Source organism: Mycobacterium sp. FW102-FHT13B02 (genome assembly GCF_058790275.1).
On the sequence record NZ_JBYTCM010000017.1, the window covers coordinates 45321 to 65553 of the forward strand.

General features: G+C 67.8%; 23 protein-coding genes. 11 read left to right on the forward strand and 12 right to left on the reverse strand.

Annotated elements, in window-relative coordinates:
• Positions 1-59: 59 nt before the first annotated feature.
• Together rplQ and truA are read left to right on the forward strand one after the other, a co-directional pair.
• Positions 60-611, forward strand: a complete 552-nt coding sequence (gene rplQ, locus AC3WTE_RS23750; protein ID WP_492441459.1) for a 50S ribosomal protein L17 — start codon at positions 60-62, stop codon at positions 609-611.
• Entirely contained in the window at positions 595-1491 is an 897-nt protein-coding gene (truA, locus tag AC3WTE_RS23755) for a tRNA pseudouridine(38-40) synthase TruA (RefSeq protein WP_492441461.1), read from the forward strand. The genes rplQ and truA overlap by 17 nt, the downstream gene beginning before the upstream one ends.
• A gap of 2 nt (positions 1492-1493) precedes the next feature.
• Here the strand turns inward: truA and AC3WTE_RS23760 are convergent, their stop codons facing one another.
• From AC3WTE_RS23760 to AC3WTE_RS23780, 5 genes are all read right to left on the reverse strand, one after another.
• On the reverse strand, positions 1494-2219 hold the full coding sequence (locus tag AC3WTE_RS23760; protein ID WP_492441463.1) for a cutinase family protein: 726 nt from the start codon (positions 2217-2219) through the stop codon (positions 1494-1496).
• Between the two features lie 20 nt (positions 2220-2239).
• Positions 2240-2845, reverse strand: coding sequence for a cutinase family protein (locus AC3WTE_RS23765; RefSeq protein ID WP_492441579.1), 606 nt, complete (start codon positions 2843-2845; stop codon positions 2240-2242).
• A 114-nt stretch (positions 2846-2959) separates the two neighbouring features.
• Complete coding sequence (locus AC3WTE_RS23770; RefSeq protein WP_492441465.1) at positions 2960-3625, reverse strand: cutinase family protein; 666 nt, start codon at positions 3623-3625, stop codon at positions 2960-2962.
• Between the two features lie 56 nt (positions 3626-3681).
• A complete protein-coding gene (locus AC3WTE_RS23775) occupies positions 3682-4350 on the reverse strand; it encodes a cutinase family protein (RefSeq protein WP_492441467.1) in 669 nt (222 codons plus the stop codon).
• A gap of 15 nt (positions 4351-4365) precedes the next feature.
• Positions 4366-5343, reverse strand: coding sequence for an EamA family transporter (locus AC3WTE_RS23780; RefSeq protein WP_492441580.1), 978 nt, complete (start codon positions 5341-5343; stop codon positions 4366-4368).
• Positions 5344-5463: 120 nt separating this feature from the next.
• Here AC3WTE_RS23780 and AC3WTE_RS23785 point away from each other — a divergent pair, with 120 nt between their 5' ends.
• From AC3WTE_RS23785 to AC3WTE_RS23795, 3 genes are all read left to right on the forward strand, one after another.
• A complete protein-coding gene (locus tag AC3WTE_RS23785; RefSeq protein WP_492441469.1) occupies positions 5464-6018 on the forward strand; it encodes a CGNR zinc finger domain-containing protein in 555 nt (184 codons plus the stop codon).
• A 106-nt stretch (positions 6019-6124) separates the two neighbouring features.
• Positions 6125-7642: a glycerol kinase GlpK gene (gene glpK, locus AC3WTE_RS23790; protein WP_492441471.1), complete on the forward strand. Its 1518-nt coding sequence runs from the start codon at positions 6125-6127 to the stop codon at positions 7640-7642.
• A 115-nt stretch (positions 7643-7757) separates the two neighbouring features.
• Positions 7758-8081: a type VII secretion protein EccB gene (locus tag AC3WTE_RS23795; RefSeq protein ID WP_492441473.1), complete on the forward strand. Its 324-nt coding sequence runs from the start codon at positions 7758-7760 to the stop codon at positions 8079-8081.
• A 96-nt stretch (positions 8082-8177) separates the two neighbouring features.
• On the opposite strand, the gene AC3WTE_RS23800 is transcribed toward AC3WTE_RS23795, so the two are convergent.
• Positions 8178-8690 carry a DinB family protein gene (locus AC3WTE_RS23800; protein ID WP_071289619.1) on the reverse strand — a complete coding sequence of 171 codons (513 nt, stop codon included), beginning with the start codon at positions 8688-8690 and terminating at the stop codon, positions 8178-8180.
• A gap of 51 nt (positions 8691-8741) precedes the next feature.
• Positions 8742-9131, reverse strand: a complete 390-nt coding sequence (locus AC3WTE_RS23805) for a heavy metal-responsive transcriptional regulator (RefSeq protein ID WP_071289620.1) — start codon at positions 9129-9131, stop codon at positions 8742-8744.
• A 60-nt stretch (positions 9132-9191) separates the two neighbouring features.
• Here AC3WTE_RS23805 and merA point away from each other — a divergent pair, with 60 nt between their 5' ends.
• From merA to AC3WTE_RS23830, 5 genes are read left to right on the forward strand one after another with little or no spacing between them, the layout of a single operon-like run.
• Entirely contained in the window at positions 9192-10601 is a 1410-nt protein-coding gene (merA, locus tag AC3WTE_RS23810) for a mercury(II) reductase (RefSeq protein WP_492441476.1), read from the forward strand.
• Between the two features lie 26 nt (positions 10602-10627).
• On the forward strand, positions 10628-11281 hold the full coding sequence (gene merB / locus AC3WTE_RS23815; RefSeq protein WP_071289622.1) for an organomercurial lyase MerB: 654 nt from the start codon (positions 10628-10630) through the stop codon (positions 11279-11281).
• Between the two features lie 30 nt (positions 11282-11311).
• Positions 11312-11617 (forward strand): mercuric ion transporter MerT, encoded by a 306-nt coding sequence (gene merT, locus AC3WTE_RS23820; RefSeq protein ID WP_071289623.1) that lies wholly within the window; start codon positions 11312-11314, stop codon positions 11615-11617.
• Positions 11610-12155 carry a TlpA family protein disulfide reductase gene (locus AC3WTE_RS23825; RefSeq protein ID WP_071289624.1) on the forward strand — a complete coding sequence of 182 codons (546 nt, stop codon included), beginning with the start codon at positions 11610-11612 and terminating at the stop codon, positions 12153-12155. The genes merT and AC3WTE_RS23825 overlap by 8 nt, the downstream gene beginning before the upstream one ends.
• Positions 12152-13030 (forward strand): cytochrome c biogenesis CcdA family protein, encoded by an 879-nt coding sequence (locus AC3WTE_RS23830; protein WP_071289625.1) that lies wholly within the window; start codon positions 12152-12154, stop codon positions 13028-13030. The genes AC3WTE_RS23825 and AC3WTE_RS23830 overlap by 4 nt, the downstream gene beginning before the upstream one ends.
• On the opposite strand, the gene AC3WTE_RS23835 is transcribed toward AC3WTE_RS23830, so the two are convergent.
• From AC3WTE_RS23835 to AC3WTE_RS23855, 5 genes are all read right to left on the reverse strand, one after another.
• Positions 13027-13452 carry a transposase gene (locus AC3WTE_RS23835; protein WP_071289626.1) on the reverse strand — a complete coding sequence of 142 codons (426 nt, stop codon included), beginning with the start codon at positions 13450-13452 and terminating at the stop codon, positions 13027-13029. The genes AC3WTE_RS23830 and AC3WTE_RS23835 overlap by 4 nt on opposite strands.
• Positions 13449-15668, reverse strand: a complete 2220-nt coding sequence (locus AC3WTE_RS23840) for a site-specific integrase (protein WP_071289627.1) — start codon at positions 15666-15668, stop codon at positions 13449-13451. The genes AC3WTE_RS23835 and AC3WTE_RS23840 overlap by 4 nt, the downstream gene beginning before the upstream one ends.
• Positions 15655-16860, reverse strand: a complete 1206-nt coding sequence (locus tag AC3WTE_RS23845) for a tyrosine-type recombinase/integrase (protein ID WP_071289630.1) — start codon at positions 16858-16860, stop codon at positions 15655-15657. Before AC3WTE_RS23845 ends, AC3WTE_RS23840 begins: the two co-directional genes overlap by 14 nt.
• Positions 16861-16888: 28 nt before the next feature.
• Entirely contained in the window at positions 16889-18100 is a 1212-nt protein-coding gene (locus AC3WTE_RS23850; RefSeq protein ID WP_162625662.1) for an ImmA/IrrE family metallo-endopeptidase, read from the reverse strand.
• A gap of 115 nt (positions 18101-18215) precedes the next feature.
• Positions 18216-18923: a hypothetical protein gene (locus AC3WTE_RS23855; protein WP_071289629.1), complete on the reverse strand. Its 708-nt coding sequence runs from the start codon at positions 18921-18923 to the stop codon at positions 18216-18218.
• Between the two features lie 167 nt (positions 18924-19090).
• On the opposite strand from AC3WTE_RS23855, the gene eccB reads away from it, so the two are divergent.
• On the forward strand, positions 19091-20161 hold the full coding sequence (gene eccB / locus AC3WTE_RS23860; RefSeq protein WP_492441479.1) for a type VII secretion protein EccB: 1071 nt from the start codon (positions 19091-19093) through the stop codon (positions 20159-20161).
• The last annotated feature ends 72 nt before the right edge of the window (positions 20162-20233 follow it).

The following is a 20233-nucleotide window of genomic DNA, read 5'->3' on the forward strand; positions in this document are numbered from 1 at the left end:
AGAAATTCCGTCCCGGCCCTACCTGATACGGGGGCCGGCCCCAATTAGGAGAAGTTGCAATGCCCAAACCCACAAAGGGTGCTCGCCTCGGCGGATCGTCCTCACACCAGAAGGCGCTCCTGGCCAACCTGGCCACCTCGCTGTTCGAGCACGGCCGCATCAAGACCACTGATGCCAAGGCCCGGGCGTTGCGTCCGTACGCCGAGAAGCTCATCACCCACGCCAAGAAGGGCGCGCTGCACAACCGGCGCGAGGTGATGAAGAAGATCCGTGACAAGGACGTGGTGCACACCCTGTTCGCCGAGATCGCACCGCACTTCGCGGACCGCGAGGGCGGCTACACCCGCATCATCAAGGTCGAGAACCGCAAGGGCGACAACGCCCCCATGGCCGTGATCGAGCTGGTCCGGGAGAAGACCGTCGTCTCCGAGGCCGACCGCGCTCGTCGTGCCGCCGCCGCTCAGGCGAAGGTTGCCGAGGCCGAGGCTCCCGCTGAGGAAGCCGCTGTCGAGGCTCCGGTTGCCGAGGTCGAGGCTGCCGACGAGGGTATCGCCGACGCTCAGACCGCTGAGGCCGAGGCTGAAGCGACCGAGGATGAGGCCAAGTCCTAATCAGGCTGTGAACGACGTGCCCGCCATCGAATCCGATGGCGGGCACGTTCGTTTGCGCCTGGACATCTCGTACGACGGCACCGAATTCGCGGGTTGGGCCCCGCAGGTCGGGCAGCGTACGGTCGCGGGCGTCATCGAGGAGACGCTGTCGACGGTGTTCCGTGAGCCGGTGCGCCTGGTCACCGCCGGCCGCACCGACACCGGGGTACACGCCACCGGTCAGGTCGCGCACGTCGACGTGCCTGCTGCCGCACTGCGATTCGTGTATCCGCGCACGCCCCGTCCCGGCGACCCGGAGTTCCTGCCGTTGGTGCGCCGACTCGCGCGGTTCCTGCCCGCTGACGTACGGGTACGTCAGATCGTCCGTGCGGCACCAGGTTTCGACGCCCGGTTCTCCGCGTTGCGGCGGCACTACGAGTATCGGTTGTCGCTGGCGCCGTACGGCGTGGAGCCGCAACAGGCCCGCTTCGTCACCCCGTGGTCGCGGCCGCTGGATCTGGAGGCGATGACGGCCGCTTCACAGGAGTTGTTGGGGCTGCAGGATTTTGCCGCGTTCTGCCGATTCCGGGAGGGCGCGACGACTATCAGGGATCTGCAGCGGCTCCAGTGGCAGCGTTCGGGTGATCTGGTCACCGCGTACGTCACAGCCGATGCCTTCTGCTGGAACATGGTGCGCTCGCTGGTCGGCGCGCTGCTCGCAGTGGGGGAGGGCCGTCGTGAACCCGGTTGGATCGCAGGCCTTTTGGCGGCCGACAGCCGGTCCAGCGAGTACGCGGCCGCGCCGGCGCTGGGCCTGACGCTGGTGTCGGTGGATTACCCGCCCGACGATCAGCTGGCGTCGCGGATCACCGTCACCCGGGATTTACGCACGCTCGGCTGAGCTCACGGGGCGGGTGGCGGTGGCGGTGCCAAGCGGGCGGCGACGAAGTCTGCGGCCTGATCGACCATGCCGGACCCGATGTAACCGTCCTGCAAGTGGTTCAACCAGTCGCCCTGCAGTTGGGCGATGGTCTGGGGCAGTCCGTCCATGCAGACGGGATCGGCGCCGTTGCATTGGTCGATGGTGCGATCCACGTAGATCGGGCTGATGTTGGAGCCGCCCATGCGGTGGGTGACGTTGCCGAACAGCGCCACGGCGGCGATATGAGGGTCCATCCCCGGCGGCAGTGGCCTGTCGAATCCCCAACCCCGGCCGTCGGAGGTCAATGCCACGGCCGCCGACGCGGCGCCCAGCGAGTACCCGCCGATGACCAGCCGGGTGTCGGGACACCGCGCCGCCATGTCCTGAATGCGTGAGCTGATGTCGTTGGCGCCCTGCGCGATTTCGACGTTGGCGGGATAGTTCACCGCGTAGACCCCGACATTCAGAGGTGTTTTGGCGCGCAATGCATCAACGAACGCGGTTCCCACCCGGCCGACGCCCGGGCGTTCGTTGCGGCCCCGGGCGAACACAACCTCCACCTGCGGACACGGGGCTGCCGATGCGGCACCGATGAATCCAGACGGCGCTGCGGCCGTCGACACCATCAGCCCGGTGGCAACGGACGCTGCCGCGCCGACCAGGGCGACAGCAGACCGAACGGACGTCGTGACGAAGCGGGTGGCCATGGCTGGAGTCTAGCCGCGAGTCACAGGCGCGCCGCGACGAACTTTGCGGCCTGGTTCACCATCCCGGAGTTGATATAGCCCGGCGCGAGGTGATCCTGCCACTCGGTACGCCATTTGTAGGGGCTGCTCGGATTGCAGATCGGGTCGTCGGAATGACACAGGTCGATGGTTCGGTTCTGATACGTCGGGCTCAGCGCGGTGATGGGCACGGCCCAGTTGGCGCCGTTGCCGAAGAGGGCCACCGCCGCGATGTGCTGATCGGTGCCGCGCGGCAATGGGTTGTTGAACGTGAACGCCGAAATGGGCACCGCGAGAACCAGATCGGTGGCCGCGGCGCCCAATGAGTAACCGCCGAGCACGATCTTGGTGGCTGGGCAGTTACGGGTAAGCCATTGCACGCGCCGGCTCATGTCGTTGGCGCCCACGTCGACCTGGGTGTCGGCCGGGTAATTCACCGGGTACAGACCGATATTCGGGCCGCGGAGCTGACGCAGCGCGGTGACGAACGCGGCGCCGACCTGTCCGGGGCCGGCCGGTTCCATCCGGCCCCGGGCGAACACCACTTCGGCGGGGGCACAGGTGGCAGCTGCGTTCGCCGCGCCAATGTCCGTGATTAGCACGGACATTGGCGCGACGGCGACGGTCAGAACGGTGATCAGCACTGCAGTTGTACGGCGGCCGATCACAAATCCGATGGTATCCCGGCGAATTGACGGCTTCGTCGAGAAAAGATGCCAGCCTTACAACAATCCGGCGACGAAGTGGGCCGCGTCGTTGGTCGGGCCACCCGCGTAGGTCTTGTGCGCGGGCACGCTGTCCCCGTCGGTCTGGCAGATCGGGTCACCCGGGTTGCACAGATCGATGACCTTGCCGCCCCACACCGGGCTGGCGGTCAACGGCAGTCCGAGTTTGGCGGAGGGATTGCCGAACACCGCGATGGCTGCGACGTGGCCGGCGGCTTCGGGAGGCAACGGGTTGTTGAAGCCGACGCCGGGGACCGGAACGGCGCCGATGACGTCCATCACGGCGGCGCCCTGCGAGTAGCCGCCGAGCACCTGGCGGGTGTTAGGGCAGTTGTCGGCCATCCACTGGATGTGAGCACTGGCGTCGTTGGCCCCGTCGGCCGCGGCCAGGAAGTCGTACGACGCGGGGTACACGACGGCATAGGCCCCCACGGACCGGCCGCCGACCTTGTTGCGCAACTGGTTCACGAAGGCCCCGCCGACCCGGCCCAGGCCGGGGTCCTCGCTCGTGCCGCGGGCGAAGGTCACCTCGATGTCAGGGCAGTTGGCAGCGGCGGCGGTGCCAACGACACCCAGCGACGGCGGCGTCAGCACAGTGATGCCGGCGATGATTACGGTGGTGGCGGTGCCGGCGACGGCCCGGCGCAGTGCACTGATGATCACACCGAATATTAACCGCGATTTCGGATGTGGTTCCGCGACTGGCGTTTAAGGGCAGGTCAGAGGCGTGACGCGATGAACTGCGCGGCCTGCCCGATGAAGTCGGACGACTCGTACTGCGAGTGCGCGAACGGGTTTCGGCCGCGCGAGCAGATCGGGTCGCCCCACAGGCACAGATCCACCGAGCGGTTGGAGAACAGTCCCATGGAGTCCAGGGGATGGCTGAACTTGGCGGACGGATTACCGAATACGGCGGCAGCCGCGACCCGGCTCGCGAGTTCAGTGGGTAGCGGCGGGGCGGAGCCGACTTCGCCGACCCGGTCGCCCAGCGGCGGAACGCCGGCCAGCATGTCGACCACCGCCGCGCCCTGGGAGTAGCCACCGAGCACGATCTTGGTGCTGGGGCACTGCTGCGCCAGCGTCGCGATGCGGTTCTGCGCGTCGGTGGCGCCATCCTGCGCGGTGAGGAAGTCGTAGGACGCCGGGTAGTCGACGGCGTATCCACTGACGGTCCGGCCGCCGACCAGGGGCTGCAGCGCGTCGACCAGGACCGAGCCGACCCGGCCCATGCCGGGGTCGTCGTGCGTGCCGCGGGCGAAGATCACCTCGATGTTCGGGCACGGGTCAGCCTTGGCCGGCGCCGACGGCAGCAGTGCTGTTCCGGAGATGACGGCGGCGGCGATGGCGGCCACTCGGACCGCCGTGCTGAACAAGGTCACGCGGGCCATCTTCACATATCGGGTTCAGCTACGGCCAATTGTTTGACCTGCTGGCAAACCCTCCGGACTGTCCGGCCAATCGTCGTGCCAGGTCGCTTCGCCGCGGTCGCCCTGCCGCGCGAGTGCCAGCCCGGCCAGCACCACCGCGCCGCCCAGCAATTGGATCCCGGTGATGGCCTCGCCCAGCAGTGCCCAGGCGGACAGCACGGCGAACATCACCTCGGACAGGCCGACGAGGGAGGCGAACCGGGGCTGCAGGCGGGCTATGCCCATGATGCCGAACGTGTACGCCATCGCGGTCGGCACGATGGCCAGCGCGATCACGGGTACCAGCCAGGACGTCGTCAGACCTGCCAGCGTGGTGTCGTGGCTGGTGAACGCGAGTGGCATGACGCCGGATACGCCCAGTAGCGCGACCGTCGCAGCGCCGACCAGCAGCCCACCGGTGGCCAGGGTGATGGAGTGCAGGCCGGTGCCGTCGGCACTGGCCTTGTCGGACATGACGAAGTAGCACGCGGCGCAGACGGCCGCGCCCATTCCCCAGGCGATGCCGGCAAGGCTGATCTGGGCGCTGCTCCTGCTTGCCGGGCCGATGAGGCCCAGTACCAGCGTGATGCCGGCGATGGCGATCGCGACGCCCGCCAAGGTGAGGGTGCTGGGCCGGTGCCGGGTGGTGGCCCACACCCAGCCCACCACCAGCAGGGGTGCGGCGTATTCGAGCAGCAGCGCGATGCCGACGGGGACATAGGTGACGGCGTTGAAGTAGCAGAGCTGGGCGCCCGTGATCGGGATGGCGCCATAGGCGATGACCGTGCTCTTGTGGCTCAGAGCTTCGCGCACCCAGCCGCGGCGCAGGACCGTCGCGACCACTGCCATGACGAGCGCACCGCCGGTCAGCCGGGCGACCACGGCCGCGGTGGGACTCCACCCCGCCTCGATCAGGGACTTGCCGAGCGCGCCCGCCATCCCGAAGGTGAAGGCAGACATGACGGCGAAGATCATGCCGGTCCGGAAGTGGCCGGCCGCGGTACCGTTCGACGCCGTCACGGGCCGCCTCCAATGATGTAATGAGTCAACTTGAGATTGGTCATGACGCTACGGAGGGCGGGTGTAACGAGTCAAATGAATTTCAGTCATGACACGGAGCTCACGCTGCGTTCGGCGTGCGTGCTGATCAACAGCGACCGGGTCGACGGTGACCAACTCGCCGACCTGGCGGCCCTGGACGACTATCTGAACGACTTCGGGTGGACCGGCCGACGTGACCACGACGCCGCCGAACTGGCCTCGGTGCACGGCCTCCGGCGGCGACTCGGCGAATTGTGGGCCACGGCAGGCGATGAAGAGGCGGTGGTCGGCCAGGTCAACGCCCTGCTCAGCGATAACCGCGCCATGCCCTGGCTGACCCGGCACCCGGAGATGCCCGAATGGCATCTGCATCTCGCGGCCGACCAGGACCCGCTGGCGCAGCGCATGGGCGCCGAGATGGCCATGGCCCTCGCCGACCTGATTCGGGCAGGGGAACTGCGCCGGCTCAAGACCTGCGCGGCGTCGGACTGCACCGCGGTGCTGATCGACCTGTCGCGCAACCGATCCCGCATCTTCTGCGACACCGGCAACTGCGGAAACCGCCAGCACGTCGCGGCGTACCGCGAGCGCCGCGCGCGCGAGAGCTGACGCGTGGCCGCCCGACGCGCCGACGCCGGTTGCCGCAATGCGTCGCGTGACCAGGCTGCGTCTCCTACCGTGATCACCGACAGCGTTTGAGCGGAAGGACGGGCCATTGGCCGAATTCGTAGCGGCCATCGACCAGGGCACCACCAGCACCCGGGCGATGATCTTCGATCACTCAGGTCGTGAGGTCGGACGCCACCAGCTCGAACACGAGCAGATCCTGCCGCGCGCCGGCTGGGTCGAGCACAATCCCGTCGAGATCTGGGAACGCACTGGCTCGGTGCTGCAGTCGGCCCTCAACAACACCAGGTTGTCGGCATCTGATTTGGTTGCGCTCGGCATCACCAATCAGCGCGAGACGACGATGGTGTGGAACAAGCACACCGGCCGTCCGTACTACAACGCCATCGTGTGGCAGGACACCCGCACCGACCGCATCGCCTCGGCGCTGGAACGTGAGGGTCACGGCGACGTCATCCGCCGCAAGGCCGGTCTGCCGCCCGCGACGTACTTCTCCGGCGGCAAGATCCAGTGGATCCTCGAAAACGTCGAAGGGGTGCGCGAAGCCGCCGAACGCGGTGACGCCATCTTCGGCACCTGTGACACCTGGGTGCTGTGGAACCTCACCGGCGGTATCCGCGGCGGTGTGCACGTCACCGATGTCACCAACGCCAGCCGCACCATGCTGATGAACCTCGAGACCCTCGACTGGGACGACGAACTGTTGTCGTTCTTCGGGATTCCGCATCAGATGCTGCCGACCATCGCGTCGTCGTCGGTGTCCGAGCCGTACGGTCTGACCGCGGCCGACGGTCCACTGGGTGCACCGGTGCCGGTCACCGGCATCCTCGGCGACCAGCAGGCCGCGATGGTCGGGCAGGTGTGTCTGTCTGCTGGGGAGGCCAAGAACACCTACGGCACAGGCAATTTCCTGTTGCTCAACACCGGCGAGAAGATCGTCCGCTCGGAGCACGGGCTGCTGACGACCGTGTGCTACCGGTTCGGCGACGCGAAACCTGTTTACGCACTGGAAGGTTCGATCGCCGTCACCGGATCGGCCGTGCAGTGGCTGCGTGACCAGCTCGGCCTCATTGCCGGCGCCTCGGACAGTGAGACGCTGGCGCGCCAGGTCGAGGACAACGGCGGCGTCTATTTCGTGCCGGCGTTCTCGGGACTGTTTGCGCCGTACTGGCGTTCGGATGCCCGCGGGGCCATCGTCGGGCTGTCCCGGTTCAACACCAACGCCCATCTGGCCCGGGCCACGCTGGAATCCATCTGCTACCAGAGCCGCGACGTCGTCGACGCCATGGCCGCGGATTCGGGCGTGCATCTGGAGGTGCTCAAGGTCGACGGCGGCATCACCGCCAACGAACTGTGCATGCAGATCCAGGCCGACGTGCTGGGTGTCGACGTGGTGAAACCCGTTGTCGCCGAGACCACCGCACTCGGCGCGGCCTACGCGGCCGGTCTTGGCGTGGGGTTCTGGTCTGATCCCGACGAGTTGCGCGCCAACTGGCAGGAACACAAGCGGTGGGCGCCGTCGTGGGACGACGCGCAGCGTGCCGCCGGCTACGCCGGCTGGCGGAAGGCCGTCGGCCGCACCCTCGACTGGGTCGACGTCTCTTAGTGATTCGTGCATGAAAAGGTTCGCTCAGCGTCCCAAAACGTGCATAAATCACTGGGAAGAATTGGCGTCGGGGGTCCTGCCCGGCCGCGGTTAGGCTGCTAACCGGGGGATGGACATGGCTCGGGGACAGGGCGCGCAGTTGGAGGCCAGTGGCCGGCGCTTTCAGACGCGTCGGCTGATCCACGCGCTGGTGCGTGGTGACGCCGCCATGGTCGAGGAACCTATTCGCGCGCAATCGGTTTCATACGCGTCGGGATGGCTCGCGGGGTTGCTGGCGGTGGCAGTCTGTGCGGTCATCGCGATCGCGTCACCGGCCGGCGGGCTGGGGGACGCACCGATCGTGATGGTCCGGAACACGGGCGCGCTGTATGTGCGGATCGGCTCGACGTGGTTATCTGGGGTCAGAATTGGGTGTGTATTGATGTTCCCGCTTGGGTGATGCGGTGAGAATGAGCCTTGGCGGGAACGGTGTGCGGCACAGGTGTTCCCGCTGGTGTTGTCTGGCCCGGAGGTGTGTGCGCGGCAGTGCCGTGGGCTAGGTGAAGGTGAGCTGGGCGGCGTGGAAGTCGAAGTGGCGCCCGGGATAGCGGTAGAGGTCTTCGAGCGTCATGTAGTCGGCGAAGAACGGGTCCCAGCGGGTCGGGAAATGCATTCCGTGGCACAGGTTGTCGGCGGTCTCGCGGGAGAGTTGGCGTTGCAGTGCGTCGATGACCCGGTCAAGTTTGGCGCCCATCCTGCGTCGGTTGTAGATGAGTGCGGCGGCGCACGATCCGTAGTAGTTGATCTGATGAAACGGCGTGGTCGCCGCGTTGAGCAGTTGCGCGTATGTCGCGCTGACGGGGTCGGGGAGTCGGCTCATCACCCGCACGAGTGGCAGCAGTCGTTGGACGATCATGTAGCCGAACACCATGTGGAACAGCAATTGTTCGTTGGTCCACCGGGTTTCGCGGGTGGGTTTGTGCCAGTCGGCCGGGGCGGCGGCTGCTAGCAGCTGGTGAAACCTGGCGCGTGCGCGCTCCAGATCGGCTGCGATGGCGTCGCGGTCCATGGCTCGATCATGCGCCTAACCGCGGCGGGTGCGCCATGGTGTTGGCGCTGGCTACAGGTAGCGGCAGACCTGGTTCGGGTTGCACGAGTGTGGGTCGAGGGTTTCGGCGTCCTGCCGTAGCCGGGTGATGGTGTCGCGCAACGCAATCAGTGTGTTGATCTGTTCGTCGAGCTCAGTCAGGCGGGTGTCGAGCAGGTCGCGTACGTGCGTGCACGGTGCATGGCCACCGTCGCGGATGTCGAGGATTTGCCGGATCTGGGTGAGGGTGAGCCCGGCTGCCTGACCGCGGTGGATGAAGTTCACCCGGGAAACCGTGTCGGCGGTGTAGTCGCGATACCCCGACGTGGTGCGATCGGCCGCGGGTAGCAGGCCTTCGTCTTCGTAGTAGCGCAGCGTGGCGGTGGTGGTCCCCGTTGTTTCGGCTAGTTTCCCGATTCTCACGACCGTCTCCTCAGAACAACACTTGACATTCAAGTGTACTTGAAGGTTCAGGATGGGTGCATGAGTCAGCGATTCGACCTGGCGGTCATCGGTTCCGGCGCCGCGGCGATGGCTGCGGCGATCCGGGCCACCGTACTGGGTAAGTCCGTCGTCATGGTCGAGCGCGGCACCTTCGGCGGCACGTGCGTGAACACCGGTTGTGTGCCGTCGAAGGCGCTGATCGCCGCAGCAGAGGCCCGCCATGGCGCCGCGGATGCGGCGCGGTTCCCGGGCATTGCCGCGAACGGCGGCCCGGTGGAGATGGCGGCGCTGATCGGCGGCAAGCAGGCTTTAGTGGAGTCGCTGCGATCGGAAAAATACGACGGGGTCGCCGAATCGTACGGCTGGCAGCGCATCTGGGGTGACGCCGCGTTCGCCGGCACGCCCGATGACCCGGTGCTGCGGGTCGGTGTCGAGACGATCGAGGCGGACCACTACCTGATCGCCACCGGGGCGCAACCGTGGATTGCGCCGATCGACGGTCTCGACCAGGTCGATTACCTGACCTCGACCACGGCGATGGAACTGTCCGCGGTGCCCGAAACGCTGCTGGTCATCGGCGGCGGCTACGTCGCATTGGAGCAGGCGCAGCTGTTCGCGCGGCTGGGGTCGTCCGTGACGATGCTGGTCCGGTCCCGCCTGGCCTCTGCGGAGGAACCGGAGGCGTCGACGGCACTACGCGGCGTGTTCGCCGACGAGGGTATCGAGGTGGTCGAGGGCGCCGCTGCCACGCACGCGGCCCAGTGTGGTGGGCGGATAGCGGTGACGGCCATCGTTGACGGTTCCGCACGGCAGTTTCGTGCCGAGAAACTCCTGATCGCTACGGGACGCAGGCCGGTGACCGGCGGGCTGCATCTGGCTGCGGTGCAAGTCAAAACGGGCGCGGCCGGTGAGGTCGTGGTGTCCGATACGCTGCAGTCGTCGAACCCCCGAATCTGGGCGGCCGGCGACGTCACCGGGCACCCCGAGTTCGTCTACGTCGCCGCCCACCAGGGCGCGATGGTGGCCGACAACATCTTCACCCACGCGGACCGGTCGGTGAACTACACCAACCTGCCGCGGGTGGTGTTCACCAGTCCCGCGGTCGGCGCGGTCGGGATGACCGAGGCCGAGCTGGCGGCCGCCGGGATGCGCAGCGATGCCCGGGTGCTGCCCCTGACGTCCGTGCCGCGGGCGGTGGTGAATCGTGACACCCGCGGGTTCGTCAAGCTTGTCGCCGACCCGGCGACCGGCCGGGTCCGCGGGATCACCGCGGTCGCCAAGGATGCCGGTGAGATCGCCGCCGCCGGGGTGTACATCCTGGCGGCCCAGATGACCGTCGAGCAGGTTGCCGGGTCGTGGGCACCGTATCTGACCATGGCCGAGGGCATCAAGATCGCCGCGCAGTCCTTCACCACCGACGCGTCCCGGTTGTCCTGCTGCGCCTCCTGACCGCCACCTAATCCGAGAGGTTCCCGATGACGAATTTCCTTGACCGCCTGGCTGTTCCGGGTGAGTCTGGGCTGGACCCGGTCGTGCTGGTGCCGCTGTTGCGACTGCTCGCCGACGGCCAGCCAGTAGAACCCGGTGACCTCGCTGCGGCGGCGGGGTTTTCCCTCGACGAGCTCCAGCGGCGACTGGCCGCGGTCCCCGACACCGAGTACGACGACCATGGTCGCATCGTCGGGCAGGGCCTGACCCTGCGCCCGACCCGGCACCGGTTCACCGTGGCCGGCCGCGAGCTGTACACCTGGTGCGCCCTGGACACCCTGATTTTCCCCACCATCGTGGGCCGGCCCGCCCGCATCGAGTCCGCATCCCCGGTCAGCGGGCAGCTGATCCGGGTGAGCGTCACCGATAGTGCCGTGACCGAGGTGCACCCCGCGGCGGCAGTGGTCTCGCTGGTCAACCCCGAGGACCTGAGGTCGATCCGGTCCTCGTTCTGCGACCAGGTGCACTACTTCACCTGCGCCGAGGACGCCGGACCGTGGCTGGCGCAGCATCCCGGTGCCCAGATCGTCAGCGTCGCCCAAGCCCACCAGCTCGGCGCGGCGCTGACCGCACAGGTGCTGTCCCAAGCGCAGGCCGGTGCCGCCGGGCCGGGCCCGACTGGCCACCGCTGCTGCGGCTGACCGCTCGACCAACGTCATGAGGAGAAATTGATGAATCAGCTTCCGCCACAACGCAGTCGCCCAGATCGCCGCCCCGGACTGCTCGGCGCCGCGGCGGTCCTGCTGCTCGCTGTGTGCTGTTTCGGGCCCGTGTTGATCGCCGGTGGCGCGCTCGCCGGGATGGGCGGTGTGCTCGCCGATCCGTGCCTGATCGGGGCGGGCGCCGTGCTCGTGGCTATTGCCGTGGTCGCCGCCCGACGCCGCAGACGGGACGGTGACAGCTGTTGCCCGCCCGGCGAACCCCATCCCGAAACGCAACACCGCACCTGGACCGAAGAAAAGAGCGACCATGCCTGACCGACGATCAAGGCTGACACGGCCCGTATACGGTGTCGCGGCGGCCCTGTTGACCGCCGGTGCGCTGACCGCCTGCGGACCGGCGGCCACAACCAGCACCACAACCCCGGCACCGCCCACTGGCGCGGCCGCACCGGCGGCGCTGACCACGGTGGACGGCCATTCCGTTGACCTACCCGCCACGTCCCCAACGGCGGTGCTGTTCTTCTCCGCCGGGTGCGGCGAATGCGTCGGCGGCGGCACCGCGGTGGCCGGCGCCCGGGCCGCCGTCCAAAAGGCCACGGGCACAGCCCGATTCCTCGCCGTGGACATGGTCCCCACCGAGAACACCGCTGACGTTCACCGGTTCCTGGACCAGATCGGCGACACGAACCTGCCCGCCGTGATCGACACCCATGGAGACCTGACCAGCCGCTACCAGGTGACCGCGCAGACCACGCTGCTGGTCATCGACCCGTCCGGGCGGATCACCTACCGCGGCCACGCCCCCGCGCAGGACCAGATCCTCACGGCCCTGGGCCCGAGCGCCGCACGGTGAACCTGCTGCCGCTGGCGTTCACCGCCGGCATGCTCGCCCCGGTCAACCCCTGCGGCTTCGCGCTGCTGCCGGCGTTCATCGCGGGCACCATCACCAGCAGCAAGAGCGATCCGGTCCCGGTACGGCTGGCCGGCGCCCTGCGCACCGGCCTTCTGCTCACCGCCGGGTTCACCGGCACCCTCGCCACCGCGGGCCTGGCGATCAGTGCCGGTGCCCGCGTCCTGGTGACGGCCGCACCCTGGCTCGGGATCGCCATCGGGATCACCCTGATCGTGCTGGGTGTGATCATGCTCGCCGGCCGCTCGGTTGGGCTACGCGTACCGAACTGGATGCGGCACCGGGCCGCACCATCCACGGCGGCCGGCGCTGTCCTGGCCGCCGGCGTCGGGTATGCCCTGGCTTCACTGTCGTGCACCTTCGGGGTGCTGCTCGCGGTCATCGCCCAAGCCCAGGCCACCAGCGGCTGGGGCGCACTGGCAGCGGTGTTCGCCTCCTACACCGCTGGCGCGGCGACCGTGCTGCTGCTGGTCAGCGTCGGCGCCGCCACCGCCGGGGCCGCGTTGGCGCCGCATCTGCGCATCCTGGCCCGCCACGGGACCCGCGCCACCGCGGTTGTTCTCCTCGCCACCGGCGCCTACCTGGCGTGGTACTGGCTACCGGCGGCGCTTGGGCGCACCACCGGCGGCGCCACCGTGCTCACCGCTTGGTCGGCCACCGCGACCGGATGGCTGCAAGAGCACACCATCGGGGTTGCCGTGATCGCCGCACTCGCGGTGGTGGCCACCACCGCGGCCTGGTACTGGGCGCTGCGGCGCCGCCAGCGCGAATCAAGCACAGATCGCGGACTGCGCACACAGTACGGGCACCGCGGCTAACTCGTGGTGTTGCCGTAACGGCGGTCCTCGAGTTGTCCGTAGAGCAGTTCGATGGTGGCTTGCTGTTGTGCCACAGTGGTTTTGAGTTCGTTGATTTCTGTGTCTTGGGCGGCTATCTTGCGGCGCAACGCGGCCATGATGCTGTTTTCACGGCTCGTGGCCGGAGGGTCGTCACCGCCGGCGGCCGGCCGGTTGCGGTACTGGTTGATGATCACCATCAGGTCGTCGTGTTTGAGGACCGTTTTGCGTTGCACCTTGGCGCGGCGGGCCACCGTGGAGACGTTGATCGTGGCCTTGGTTTTGCGCAGGTAGTTGATGGCCTTTTCGATGTCGCGGCGCTTGTCGGCGCTGACACCGTCACGGTATGTGGCCAGCGCCGCTTTGGCTTTGGCTGTCGGCGGCGGCGGGGGTGTGCGGGTCACCGGGGTGCTCCCGGGTCGGCTTTGCGGAGCACCGATTCGTGGCTGCCCCGGGTGCTGACCTGCAGGCCGGGTCCGCGGCCCGTCGTGCCGGCGCCCCCGATCCCGGCGGCGTCATCAGCGTCGGTGGCTTGCAGGCGTCCGATGATGGCGTCCAGCGAGGCCACCTCGCGGCGCCGCTGGTGAATCCAGACGTTGTCGTCGGTCAGTTCGCGGCCGGTGCGGGCCTGGAACTGTTCGCGGCGCACGTCGATCAAGGTCAGGGTCTTGGTGCGCTGGTCGACCAGTTCGTCCAGATGGGTGGCGTCGGTGGCGAAATGCCCGCACGACAGGCAGGCGTTGCCTTTGTCGCAGGTGGTCACCGGAGGCAGCAGACACACCCCGTTGGGCAGCACCCGGTCGGTGCGCGCCGCGAGTTGGGTCATGTCGTAAATGTCCGACGGGCTGATCGCAATGTCGGTGCCGTGGGCGCCGATCTTCTTGTGTTTCAAGAACTCTGCCTCGGCTGTGGCCTGCAGGGTCGCCGCGTAGCGCAGCGTCATCTCCGGCGAGGCATGCCCGAGGTAGCGCTGCACCACGTGAATCGGCACCCCGTCGTTGAGCAGTTCGGTGGCCCGGGTGTGCCGCAGACGGTGGGTTTGGCTGAACTTCAACGGCCGCCCGGCGCTGTCGGTGAGGCCGTGGATGCCATCGAGCCGGTCGAGGATCAGCCGGTAGGAGTTGTAGCTGCGGGCCCGCTGGCCCTGGTGCTGGAACCGCACCCCCAGGAACAAATACTTCGGGGACAGCTCCGGGTGGTGCCGGCGCACCCAGTCCTGCTGCTCGACAATCACGTTGACGATGGCCTGCTCGACCAGGATGGTCGGGCACACCCCGTCGACCTTGGTCTGCTGGTAGCGCAGCTTGGCCACAAACCCCTCCGGGTCCGCCGCGGCGGCGCGGTCACGGCCGGGGATCGCCTCCAGCGGATCGGCATCGAGCATCAGGATTTCCGACGCCCGCCGCCCGGTCAACGCTTGCAGCAGCCACGCACGGGCCGCCTGCGGATCACCCAGACCCGCGACCACCGAGATGGTCGAATCGGGATGAGTGATCACCACCGGGGCGTCCTTGTCGGCGGCCAAAACATCCAGATAGCACAGCATCTGCTGCAGCTCGGCGGTCGAATACCACGTCAACTCCGTCGGGGTGCGGGCGCGGCGGGAGCGGAACGCCGCACCCCACAACCGGGTGTGGGTATCGGTCAGGGTTGCCCACCGTGGCTCACCGGTCGCGACCGCGGCTTCCTCGGCGTGATCGACCATGAAGGTGTAGAACGTCTGGATACGGGACTGGATCCCACCGATCGCGGTCGAGGACAACGGCCGGTCCGGTTTCGCCTGCGCCGCCGGTGATTTGAGGTAGTCGGTGAAGTCGGTAAACAACAACCGCACCGCGGCCCGGTCGGCGTGCAACGCCGGGTCGGCGATGTGCCGGTCGGTCAGGAACGGGCCGAGATGACGGCTCATGTCCCGGACCCGTGAGGTGAGTGAGGACCACCGCAGCAGTTCCGCGGTCAGCGCGGTGCGCAGCCAGAACCGTACGCCGTCGCGCAACCAGGCCGGTTCGATCCCACCGAGGCGCACCACCTGGTCGTGATGGGGTTCGTGTTCACGCCGCGGAATCCTGGGGTCGGCGTACAAGTTCCAGATGTCGTGGTCCCACCAGGGCCGCGGGGTGCAGCGCACCGCCACATGCAGGTGTAAGTGTTCGACGAAGTTGGTGACATTAGTGCGGAACCCCGCCGACGGCAGGCGCCCGTTGCGACGCTCGAAGTCGAGCACCCCGTGGCGCACAATCGATTCGGGCGTCAGCTCAGCGATGGAGGCCAGAGGCCGGCGATACTGCTGACGGTAATCGGCGGCCGCGATCCCCACCGCGCGGCTGGTCCACTTCAGCAGTGACGGCTCGACCTTGCGGGTGTCCTCCTCACCGCATAGCCACACCCACCACGCCAGCTCATCGCAGATCCGTTGCGGCACACCGGCAGGAGTGAAGTCATGCCCCTCAGCGACCGGCCGATACCGGGGATTGGGCACAAACAGCGCGTTGGCCGGGGCCTGATCGAGGTGATACACCAGGGTCCGCCACGGCGGCGGGACCCGGTCCCACTGCGCTGCCCACTGCTCCTCGGCGCCGCCCTGCCGGCCGCTGTGTACAAGTCGGTCATTGCCCGCCACTGTGCACCTTCCACCCCGCAACATAGTTCGTCCATTCGGTTACCGTGCGCATCGCGGCATCGGCGGTCACCCACCCGTAAATCGACAACGTCGTCTGCACGTCGGCGTGGCCCAGCCGGCGCATCACCACATGTGGCTCGACCCCAGCCAGCAACAGCGCGGTGGCGTGGGTGTGCCGCAGCCAGTGCGGTGTCCAATCCGCCGGCAGCATGTCCGGGCAGCGCGCCGTGATCAGATCGACCTTGTCGTAGATGGTGTCCGCGCTCAGCGCCGCGTACTTCACCCCGCGCACCAGGTTCACGAACACGAAATGCGTCGCCAGGTCCCCGACCGCAATGTCGGCGCCATCGGAGATCAGCTGCCAGACGTACTCGCTGTAGAGGGCGACCAGGTCATCGCCGATGAAGATGCGCCGCGGCCCCGACTTGGCCCGCAGCCCGCGCCGATGATCATCGCGCCCGGCCACCAGCACCGACGGGGTGCCGCCACCGGCGATGTCAAAATCCTGGTGCCGCAACGACAATGCTTCACCAATCCGCATCCCGGTCTCGGCGAGCAACGCGAAAAAGAACCGGTCCCGCAGGCCTGCCGGGCCACCGGACCACACCCCCGTGATGGTCTGCACGCTGCACGCATCCAGGATCGCGTTGACCTGCTCAGGCAGCAGCACCGGCGTCTCGGAACGCTGCACCGCCCGCAGCCGATAGAGTGGCCCGTTGGTCTCGGTCGTGGGTCCGACGCCGGCCAGAAACGGCGCATAGCGGCCTCGGCGGCTGGTGCGGGCATGCGTCGAGTACAGCCGCCGGTACGGGCGGTCCAGGTCGTGCGCGTCGGCGAAATACCGGTACATCGCCAGCACCGCCGCGCTGCGCGGCCCCAGCGTGGACTCCGCCCTCACCACGGCGGGTTCGCCGATACGCGCCACCCCCGGCAGATCCCCGCGGCGCAGATAGGCCAGGAACGTGCCGAACAGGCTGGGCGGGAAGTCATCCCACGCAGTGCTGGTGTGCTCCAGCACCGTCCACCACGCGGCCAGCCCATAGGCGTACGCGCGCACCGTATTTGGCGACGCGCCCTGATCACGCAGGAACGCCAGGTACTCCCGAGCCGGGGCAACGGGCAGCTTGTCGGGGCCCACCACCGTGTAGGTGGGTGGGCGGTCGATAAAGCACATCCGCTGCACCGCAGCCATCGTCAGCAGCGCCCCCGCGCCATGGTGGTCACCGCGGCCGGCCCTTGCGGAAATCATCCAACCGCACCACCGGCGACGGCGCTGCGGCCGCTGGCGCGGGGGTGCGGACCGCACCGACGCTGGCCGCGACCGGCTGGCGCTCCGATGCCGGCGCCGGCCGCTGGGTCGCCAGGAACCAGTCCAGCACATCGGCCGGGTAGATCATCGTCTCCCGGGCGGCCAGCATCGGCACTGATGCGCCGCCGTAGCAGCGTTCCACCCACTTGCGCAGCAGCCGGGGCCGCTCCGGAGCGCGGTCATCAAAGCCCGGCTCGGTCATGCCCCAGGTGTGCCCGGTTGCCGGGTTGATCCGTGAATGCAGTTGCGTGGTCAGCGCTTTGGCGCGATCGGCCGGGATCAACTGCGAATCACGCAGGTGCATGATCAGCGAGCCCAGCGACAACCCCCACTTGTCTTTGAGCGGCCGCAGATTCAACAGCGACAACAACCGCGGCACCTCATCGGCGATGGCCGCCGCCGGGGCGAGCAGTTCGGTGGCGAACCGGTTGGCTTCGAGCTCATCGGCCGGGCTCACCGAGCAGTAGGCATGCGAGTGCAGCACCAAATGCCCGAGTTCGTGGGCGATCGTGAACCGGGTCCGCTCCCAGGAGTCACTGTCCCGCAACACAATCAGCGGCCGGTCCCGCATCCGGCCTACCCAGCTCGAATAGCCCAGATGCTTCTCATCGCGGGCCGGGGCCGGGGACGGGGATGCGGCGAACTCGCTTTCCCATTCCCCGGCCACCCGGCGTCGGACGATCACCGGGGCACCGAGGCGCTCGGCTTCGTACATCAAATCATCAAGGGGCTCATCGTGATCCACACCCATTGCTGCCCGCAGACGTGCCGCGGCCGCCGCGATCGACCGGTGCGTCAGCTCTTCGGGGGCCATAGTCGGAATCTTCACCGGCGGCAGCTTCGACCGGCCATCGAGGTCGGAGAGGAAATCGCCGGCCAGCGACGCGAACGTCGCCAGAAAATCCTGCTCGCCCACCGTCATCGACTTGGGCGCCCGGAACAACAACTCGCCCGCCGATACCCGGGTCTGCGGCTCTGAGTCGAAAAATGCTTCAGGGAAACGGAACAACCCCGCCAGCAACTCGACATCGGCGTCATCGAGTCGGATAATCTGCGCTTTTTCGATCTGGGACTGCCGGGCAGGGCTCCACCCGGCGGCTTCGACCACCGACTTTGCTGTCATTCGTCGCAACAACCGGGCCTGTCGGACCCGGACACCAAAAACCTCAATCATCGTGCGCTCAATTCAACGTCACCGGGTTGGGATACCGGCAAGCACCCAACACTGTGCCTGATAGCTACGACAACTCCGGCGGGGTGCCATCCTCCTCGTCGAAGGCGGGATTCTCGTCGACCTCGGTGAAGTCCTCGTCGCGGCGCCGCTTCGCCAGCCTCGTCGGCCCCTGAGAACCCCCACTGGGCCGACCCAAGCCCACCGTGGTGCTGCGTTCCTCGAAGATCGGTGCCGGCAGCGGCGTCCTGCCGTACAGAACCTGAATGTTGTCCAGCAACAGGCCCGCAGCCAGCGCCGCGCCGCCGAAGAACCCCCGGCTGTCCGGCCACCACAACAGGTACTCCCGATACCCCTGCGGCTCGGGGATGCCGTCCTCGCCGCCGATCGGGTGACCGATCTCCTCCTCGATGCTCAGCTGCTCCCCGCCGGGCACATACTTCACCGGCTCGATCAGGCTGCCGTCGTACTTGCGCGGATGCTTGCGCACATAGATCCGCGACCCCTTCCCGTCCAGGAGAAGTACACCGATCCCGTTGCCCGCCTTGACTTTCAGTGTCGAATCCGGTGTCTGGCGCCGTCGTCTCGACATCAAGAACGTCTCCAGCACCGAGTACGACGTTGCGATCGGCCGCACCTCGCTGCCCTGATCCGCGAAACGGTCCGGGACTTCCACATGACGTGCGGCCAGGTCGCCGTGTGCCTCGCCCAACACCAGCGTGTGCTGGGTGACAAGCTTCTCGACCACCGCCTGAGGATCGTCGTGCAGTTCCATGGGGTAAAGATTTACCCCGGTACACCACATCCAACTTCGCGCCACGCCGCAAGAAACCATACGATTTTCTGGCCCTCATACCCTAAAAGGGTACATGTTCCCGTTGATATTTACGCAGATCAACACGCATAAATGCCGATTATTTAGAATTTAACCCCAGATAAGCGTTGCACCCCGCGCTGAATCTCGCGTCGGCCCGGCTGGTCGCCAAGTCCGCGGTGAACCCGGTGATCGTCGGCGCCGACGCGATCGCCGCCGCACCGCGTGGTCCGCTCGTCGGAATCCCGGGCGCCCCAGCCGAACTGGGGAGGCCGCTCACGGTGGCATCGTGGCAGGTCTGCGACAGTGGGCGCACGGTACTGGCCGCCGGCGCCGAAGGACCCGACCTGGCACGGCCGATCCTGGCGGCGGCCGCAGGCGAACACCTGGCCGCCACGTATCTCGTGTACGAGGGCAAACGCGCCGAAGTCGACCTGCGTGACCTGGCGGTAGTCCGGGCGCTGCGCCTCGATGGCGTCATACCCCGGAAGGTGTCACGCTCTGTTCTCGACCTCGTGCCGGAACTGCCCCCGATCACGGCCCCGGCGATCCCGGGCCTCGGCGGCAAAGGGCCCGGCGGTTTCGTCGTCGGCCAGGTTTTGCGGGTGAGCCGGGCTGACGCTGCAGAACACCACGTGGTGCTGGCGGGCGGTCTGCAGCGCGTCGGCGACGTCGCGGCCGACGTCATCCGCTTCGCCCATGGCGTGGCAGACGGTGAACTTCGGACGGTGCCTCCGGCGGCTATCGCCGCCATTGCGGCCGTCCGGGAGCTTGCGGTGTCGACTTTCCCGGAGCAGGCCCGTCCGCCGTTGCCGAGCGAGGTCCCGGTGTGCGTGCACTGGCGATCGGACGGCGTCCGTGCGGATACCGTTGTGTTGCAAGGTAAACCGGGGACAGGTGCGGTGCCGTTGGCGCAAGATGACGGCGACGGTCCGAATATCGATGCCGTGTCGATCCCCGCGGGACGCTACGCGTACGTGCACGCCACCGGAGTGCTGGGCGGATCGGTCACGGGCCCGCTGTATCTGGTGTCGGACCACGGCGTGCGATACGGCATCCACGATGCCGAGGCGGCGAAATATCTTGGCCTGGAGGATGAGCCGCTGCCCGCGCCCTGGCCGCTGCTGGCCCGGCTCCCGGGTGGTCCCGAATTGAGTGTGGCCGCGGCTGAGGTGCTGCGGGACGGGCTGATGCCGTGACGGTCGACGACACGTAAGGGCGCTGGCAGCCACGGCAATGCCGGCGGCGGTGCCGAGGAAAGCGATTCGTCG

Bases quoted from the DNA above. Each gene is read 5' to 3' on its own strand.
- merA (WP_492441476.1), top strand. From the start codon at position 9,192: ATGAGTCAGCGATTCGACCTGGCGGTCATCGGTTCCGGCGCCGCGGCG.
- AC3WTE_RS23795 (WP_492441473.1), top strand. From the start codon at position 7,758: ATGGCTCGGGGACAGGGCGCGCAGTTGGAGGCCAGTGGCCGGCGCTTT.
- AC3WTE_RS23760 (WP_492441463.1), bottom strand. From the start codon at position 2,219: ATGGCCACCCGCTTCGTCACGACGTCCGTTCGGTCTGCTGTCGCCCTG.
- AC3WTE_RS23780 (WP_492441580.1), bottom strand. From the start codon at position 5,343: ATGATCTTCGCCGTCATGTCTGCCTTCACCTTCGGGATGGCGGGCGCG.
- AC3WTE_RS23845 (WP_071289630.1), bottom strand. From the start codon at position 16,860: ATGGCTGCGGTGCAGCGGATGTGCTTTATCGACCGCCCACCCACCTAC.
- AC3WTE_RS23850 (WP_162625662.1), bottom strand. From the start codon at position 18,100: ATGACAGCAAAGTCGGTGGTCGAAGCCGCCGGGTGGAGCCCTGCCCGG.
- AC3WTE_RS23800 (WP_071289619.1), bottom strand. From the start codon at position 8,690: ATGGACCGCGACGCCATCGCAGCCGATCTGGAGCGCGCACGCGCCAGG.
- AC3WTE_RS23775 (WP_492441467.1), bottom strand. From the start codon at position 4,350: ATGGCCCGCGTGACCTTGTTCAGCACGGCGGTCCGAGTGGCCGCCATC.
- merT (WP_071289623.1), top strand. From the start codon at position 11,312: ATGAATCAGCTTCCGCCACAACGCAGTCGCCCAGATCGCCGCCCCGGA.
- AC3WTE_RS23765 (WP_492441579.1), bottom strand. From the start codon at position 2,845: ATGTCCGTGCTAATCACGGACATTGGCGCGGCGAACGCAGCTGCCACC.
- truA (WP_492441461.1), top strand. From the start codon at position 595: ATGAGGCCAAGTCCTAATCAGGCTGTGAACGACGTGCCCGCCATCGAA.
- AC3WTE_RS23825 (WP_071289624.1), top strand. From the start codon at position 11,610: ATGCCTGACCGACGATCAAGGCTGACACGGCCCGTATACGGTGTCGCG.
- AC3WTE_RS23785 (WP_492441469.1), top strand. From the start codon at position 5,464: ATGAATTTCAGTCATGACACGGAGCTCACGCTGCGTTCGGCGTGCGTG.
- AC3WTE_RS23855 (WP_071289629.1), bottom strand. From the start codon at position 18,923: ATGGAACTGCACGACGATCCTCAGGCGGTGGTCGAGAAGCTTGTCACC.
- merB (WP_071289622.1), top strand. From the start codon at position 10,628: ATGACGAATTTCCTTGACCGCCTGGCTGTTCCGGGTGAGTCTGGGCTG.
- rplQ (WP_492441459.1), top strand. From the start codon at position 60: ATGCCCAAACCCACAAAGGGTGCTCGCCTCGGCGGATCGTCCTCACAC.